The sequence below is a fragment of the uncultured Gimesia sp. genome, from assembly GCF_937919775.1.
Classification (GTDB): Bacteria; Planctomycetota; Planctomycetia; order Planctomycetales; family Planctomycetaceae; genus Gimesia.
This window is the reverse complement of the sequence record NZ_CALFPF010000073.1, coordinates 1-5987: the sequence shown is the minus strand read 5'-3', so window position 1 is coordinate 5987 and position 5987 is coordinate 1. Positions and strand designations below refer to the sequence as shown.

The 5987-nt window shown below is 49.8% G+C and carries 7 protein-coding genes; 5 read left to right on the top strand and 2 right to left on the bottom strand.

What is annotated here, in order from left to right; translation table 11 throughout:
- From Q0294_RS01935 to Q0294_RS01915, 5 genes are all read left to right on the top strand, one after another.
- Positions 1-582 (top strand): type II secretion system F family protein (locus tag Q0294_RS01935; RefSeq protein WP_299460331.1); only part of this gene is annotated, 582 nt, incomplete at its 5' end.
- A 22-nt stretch (positions 583-604) separates the two neighbouring features.
- The gene (locus Q0294_RS01930) at positions 605-1060 is read left to right on the top strand and encodes a prepilin-type N-terminal cleavage/methylation domain-containing protein (protein ID WP_299460328.1); all 456 of its coding nucleotides are present in this window, start codon (positions 605-607) and stop codon (positions 1058-1060) included.
- Positions 1060-1662 (top strand): hypothetical protein, encoded by a 603-nt coding sequence (locus Q0294_RS01925; RefSeq protein WP_299460325.1) that lies wholly within the window; start codon positions 1060-1062, stop codon positions 1660-1662. The genes Q0294_RS01930 and Q0294_RS01925 overlap by 1 nt, the downstream gene beginning before the upstream one ends.
- 22 nt (positions 1663-1684) lie before the next feature.
- Positions 1685-2095 carry a hypothetical protein gene (locus Q0294_RS01920; RefSeq protein WP_299460322.1) on the top strand — a complete coding sequence of 137 codons (411 nt, stop codon included), beginning with the start codon at positions 1685-1687 and terminating at the stop codon, positions 2093-2095.
- 88 nt (positions 2096-2183) lie between these two features.
- The gene (locus tag Q0294_RS01915) at positions 2184-3122 is read left to right on the top strand and encodes a DUF1559 domain-containing protein (protein ID WP_299460319.1); all 939 of its coding nucleotides are present in this window, start codon (positions 2184-2186) and stop codon (positions 3120-3122) included.
- 26 nt (positions 3123-3148) lie between these two features.
- On the opposite strand, the gene xerD is transcribed toward Q0294_RS01915, so the two are convergent.
- Both xerD and Q0294_RS01905 read right to left on the bottom strand, forming a co-directional pair.
- Positions 3149-4099, bottom strand: a complete 951-nt coding sequence (gene xerD, locus Q0294_RS01910; protein WP_299460317.1) for a site-specific tyrosine recombinase XerD — start codon at positions 4097-4099, stop codon at positions 3149-3151.
- Between the two features lie 164 nt (positions 4100-4263).
- On the bottom strand, positions 4264-5987 hold a 1724-nt coding region (locus Q0294_RS01905; RefSeq protein WP_299460315.1), incomplete at its 5' end, for a 3'-5' exonuclease.

Here is a 5987-nt window from a genome sequence, read left to right as displayed (position 1 = left end):
CCTGATTTGACTGTGAAAGTATTTCAGACTTCAGATGAGGTGATCAATTATTTCTGGGTCTTGCCTGTCGTCGTTTTGCTGATTTTCCTGCTGCGAAGATTAATGTTTCGAATTGGAATTCTCGAAAGCAGATGGCGCCCGAGCGGTTCTTCAGGAATCTATCCTCGTGGGAGAGCTCCCGATATTTTACGTTTTTTACACATCGTGACGGAATCGGGGCGTCCGTTAATGGGCGCGTTCGAGACGTTAGCTCATTCCACAAAAAATCGGTTTCTTTCTCAGCGATTTCATGCAATTCTGGAAGACATTCGTAAAGGCAATGATTGCTGGACTGCATTGCACGATTACAGCCTGTTGACGCCGAGTGAAGTGCGTTTGTTACAGTCTGCTCAGCGCGCGGGTAATTTGAGCTGGGCGCTCAAAGCCATCGCGAAAAGTATCGAGCGACGCATCGATTATCGAATGGCATTGATCAGGGAATATCTGGAACCAGCATTGATTTTTGGCATCGGCTGTCTGGTGGGTGTGTTTGTGATTGGTCTGTTTTTGCCTCTTGTGAAACTCATGAACTCCCTGGCTTAACGTTTTTGAATTGGTTAATACTGTGAGAATTAAGAATCAGATCAGATTAAAATCGCCGCCAACAGCCGGGTGCGAGCTGCGCGATCGGCGTGGATTCACTCTGGTGGAAATGATGGTCGCCGGCGTATTACTGATGACCGTGACCATGATTGTTGTACCGGCGATTTACTGGGTGCATCGCGAGCGCAGACAGACAGAACACCGTCAGGTCGCGATTGTCGAAGTGGAAAATATGATGGAACGCGTGGTTGCCTTACCTTTCAAGGATATTAATCAGGCGACGGTAGATAAACTGGTTCTTTCGGAAAGTGCGCTGCGTCAGTTATCCAATGCCGATCTGAAAATTGAAATCAGCGAGACAGACAATCTGCCGCAAATGAAAAAAATTCAGGTTCAGCTAGGCTGGAAAGATCATCGTGGAATGAGCGTGGCCCCTGTTCGTTTGACCTCATGGGTCTGTCTTAAGGAAAACCGGTAATGCAGCGAAGAGGTTTTTGTATTTCGATAAAACAACACGGCATTCCACCGGGGATTTCTCTGGTAGAGGTGGTGGTTGCGATGGGGATCGCCTCTGTTCTGATGGGCATCAGCATGACGACAATGCACACAGTGATGCGTTCAGAACGCGAAACCAGCAAAGCAGTCTGGCTGGGCTCGTCCTTTCATCGTTTTTCGCGTCTGATTCGGTCAGACATTCATGCCGCCACCAGTCTGGAATTTCTGGAAGGGTCAACTCTCAGCAGTCCCGAACTGACGATTCGAAAACCGGGTGACGAAATCGTGAAGTATCGGATTCAGGGGAACCGTATTTTTCGAGTAGTGACCCGGAAAGAGCAACAGGTTCACCAGGATGGTTTCTTTTTGCCTGAAGGGAGCCATGCTCATTTCTTTCAGCGGAAGCGACTGAATCAGGCAGGGATTTCCATTGATGAGCCAGTTCAAGCGTACGACGCTTCGGAGCAGGCAGGAAGTTCGAACAACAGCACAGCACTCAGAGAATTATCGATTGTTTCCGCGATCGGCCATGATTACCGGCTGGCTGACATTCAGATCAAACAACCAAAAAAAGAAACAAACTAAGCGGACAAGCAGGGTCATTCATATGCGAAGTTCATTAAAAACAGAAACGAACATTGCCGCTCCTCGTCGGGGCGCGGTTTTAGTAATCGTGATGGTCTGCCTGATGTTAATCATGCTGTTGATGGCTTCGCTGTTAAAGTCTGCGTTAATGCAGAGGCGGCAGATGATCAAAGAACAATTCCGCGTGCAGGCGGAATGGATTCTGGAATCGGCTCTGGAACGGGCTGCCCGGCAGCGGCTCAATGATCCTGATTATCAGGGTGAGGTCTGGCAAATCAGTCCTGTGGATCTGGGAACGCGGTATGCAGGGTCTGCAGAGATTAAACTGAAACCTGAGGGAAAGGACGACCGCCTGATCTCGATCGAGGCCCGTGTCCATTATCCTGAGAATACATCCTTTTCAATTACCCGAACGAAAAAAATCATTTTATGATGTGAATGATACATAGAGGAAATCGATTTATATTTGATCCCGATTCGAATGCTTTATTTAAATTTTATAGTTCCAGGGAATGAAAACGATGGACGATGTTTTTTCAAGATCGAAAATCCGGCTGCGCCAAAGCGGCAAACCGCGTGGTTTCACATTAATTGAACTGCTGGTGGTGATTGCAATTATCGCTGTCTTAATCGCGCTCTTATTGCCGGCAGTTCAGCAGGCCCGCGAAGCAGCCCGCCGTACTCAATGTAAAAATAATCTGATGCAGATTGGTCTGGCAATTCAAAATTACGAAATGGCGTACGAAATTTTACCAGCCGGAGTCTACAATCAGACCGGCCCCATTAAGAATGAACCAGTGGGTTATCACATGGGCTGGTTAGCGGGTTTGATGCCTTTTCTGGATCAAGGGCCTCTTTATCGAACTATTGATTTCAAGCAGAGTGTTTATGCGACCGTCAATCAGGATGTTCGCAGAGCCCAGATTTCCGTGCTGCGGTGCCCCTCAGACCCTAAAGAGTCACGGACGCGTTCCGAAGCAGAGAATAACATCGAGCTCTATCAGACGAATTATGCCGCCTGTTATAACTCCGACGACGCGCCTATCAATGTTGATAACACAGGTGTCATGTTTTTAAACAGCAGCACAGGTTATGACCAGATCATGGATGGCAGTTCGAATACGATTTTTATCGGCGAACATTTATTTGATGATACCAACCTGGGCTGGATGTCTGGAACGCGAGCCAGTCTGCGAAATACCGGGTCTTTCAATCAGGATTTTCCGAAGAGTATGGGCGGCCAACGGATTCCCGAGCCACCTTCACCAGAAGAAAAGGAGGACAAGCAGCCGATCGACCCGCTGCTCAAGGTCGGGGGGTTTGGCAGCTATCATGCAGGGGGCGCGCAATTTGGATTGGGTGATGGTTCCGTCCGGTTTATCTCTGAGAATATCAGCGCTGAATTGTTCGAGCAATTGGGCAATCGTGCGGATGGTAAGCTGATCATGGACGGTTTTTAATCGTAGTCCGTGATCAGTGAATTACTTCATCCCCGCGGATGATACATCTGATGCACGGCTTTCAGGCGGCTGTGATCTACGTGCGTGTAGATTTGAGTCGTACGGATATTGGCGTGTCCCAGCAGTTCCTGAAGCGCCCGAATTTCCGCACCGCCGGCCATCATGTGTGTGGCAAAGCTGTGCCTCAATGTGTGCGGGCTGACTTCTTTACTGCAGCCGACACGGGCGGCATTTTTCTTGACGATGTTCCAGACCATAATCCGTGAAAGCTGTTTGCCGCCACGATTCAGAAACAGCGCCTGTTCCGCCAGATTGCGTTTTACCATGCCGGGACGTTCATGTTTCAGGTAGGCTTCAACGGCAGCAACGGCTACCGGATTGAGTGAAACCATCCGTTCTTTATTCCCTTTACCAAGGCACTTTGCATAACCTTCTTCCAGTTTGACGGCGTTTAAAGGCAGGCTCACAACCTCGGTCACACGACAACCGGTGGCGTACATCATGGCTAATATCGCACGATCGCGTAACGGATAACGATCTTCTCTGCAAGGCGCCATCAGAAGTTCATTCACTTTTTCAGGGCTGAGAACCTTCGGCAGATATTTCCAGAGCTTAGGCGAGTTCAGCAGATCAGCGACACTCTCCGCCAGAATACCTTCCAGAACCAGGTAGCGGAAAAATAATTTGATCGACGCCAGTTGCCGGGCGACTGTTGTTGCCGCCAGCTTTCGTTTGTTGAGATGCCCCAGATAACCGGACAGAAATTTCAAATCGACTTCGCTCAGAGGCATCGGTTCCTGTTTGCGATACCATTCCATAAATTGAACGATATCCGATCGATAGGCAGACATGGTATTCAGCGCCATCCCACATTCGGCTTCCAGATAATTCAGGAAAGGCTCGAGGTATGTCCCCGGGTCTGCCGGTTTGCGGCCCTGAAATTTGGAATTTGCCGGTGGTCGTTTACGTGGAGGCATGAAAGACCTTGGATTGGGTTAAATAGAATCAATCCTGTTTGTAGTTTCGGTGGAACGGCTGCGAAGCGGTCAACTTCCTCTATTATGCAGAACGAAAGCAGGCGCATCAGGGCTCAGTAGCTTTTATCGGTAAGCAGTGATGATTGCCTTGAGTTCGATGCGGGTTAGCGCAGTCCCAACGGTTGTAGGGGGCAATGGGCGGCCGTGAAAGTCTGGCTTTCTTCCGCATCGTCGAACAGAACGTTGAGCATTCGTTTCCGGGAATAACCGCTGATTCCCATGACAGTTCCCACGCCATAACGCGGATGTCGCACGCGCATGCCGACGGAGAATCCCTGTGGAATTTCAGCCGCTTCCGGTGTCTGTTTCAGGAGATCTGCACCGGTCATTAATAGAGGGCGTTTTGGTGTTGCTGCTTTCAACACCCGTGTATCTACTTCGCCGCGTTTGACGGACTCGACAAATTCATCAAAGTGAGATTTTGTATCGAACATGTTGTCCGTCTGATCGTTCACTTCGACATCAATTTCTTTCAGAAAATCGCTGGTAATCGTTCGCCAGGGGCGGCCTCTCAAGGAACGTTCCCGTGTCTGAGTCAGATAAAGAAGTTGTTCGGCACGTGTGATGCCCACAAAGAACAGCCGCCGTTCTTCTTCCAGACCGTCGCGAAATTCTTCGCGCAGCACGCGCTCATGCGGGATCAGGTTTTGTTCCACGCCGATGATAAATACGACCGGGTATTCCAGACCTTTGGCCGCATGCAAGGTCATCAGCGTCACGCGGCCTGCTTCTGCATCCAGCTGATCGGTGGCACTGGCCAGCGTGCTGACTTCGAGGAAGCCTTCCAGATTCGTTTCGTCTCCGAAGATTTCGTCATATTTCCGCGCCGTGGAGAGCAACTCATTCACGTTGGAAACGCGCTGCTGGTCGTCTTCATCCGGACTTTCCTTCCAACTGGCGATCAGGCGTGTACTGTCGATGATGGCTTCCATCAGGTGCGCGACCGAGCCGGAGTCGGCCATCGAAAAGCCGGAAATCATTTTTGCAAAGCGGGCGAGCATCGTCGCGGCCCGCTTGGAAAGTTTGGGGCAGTCGGCAGCCTGGTGAGCCGCTTCCAGGAGACTGATGCCTCGTTCGTCGGCCCAGCGCATCAACTTGTTTTGCGTGGTTTTGCCGATGCCTCGAAGCGGTTTATTCACAATCCGCGAAAACGCAATCCGGTCGTCCGGGTTATTGATCAATTTCAGATAAGACAGCAGATCTTTGACTTCAGTCCGCTCATAAAAGGCAACGCTGCCAGCCAGTTGATAAGGAATTTTATGCCGTGCCAGTGCCAGTTCCAGTTCTCTGGAAAGTGAGTTGACTCTGTAGAAAATGGCGAAATCCGTGTAATTGAAGTCACCCTGATCGACGGCGTGACGAATGCGCAGCGCAATCTCGTTGGCTTCCTGTCGTTCATCACTGAAGCAGAGCAGTTCAACGGGTGTACCTTCCTGATTCTCCGTGAACAGCGTTTTGACTTTGCGTTTCTGATTATGGGAAATCAGGCTGTCGGCGACTCTCAAAATTTCTTTTGTACTGCGAAAGTTTTGTTCCAGCCGAATGGTTTTGCAGTCCGGAAAATCTCGTTCGAATTGCAGAATGTTTTCAATTTTCGCACCGCGCCAGCCATAAATGGACTGGTCAGGATCTCCGGTCACGCAAAGATTGCGCGTGTTCAAAGAAAGACCCATCACAATCTGATATTGTGCCAGATTCGTATCCTGATACTCATCTACGAGAATGTATTGATAACGTTCATCCAGAGTCGCCCGTAATTCGGGAGCCCCTTTCAAGAGACAGGCAACGTGTAGCAGCAGGTCATCGAAGTCAACCGCGTTCGATTCGA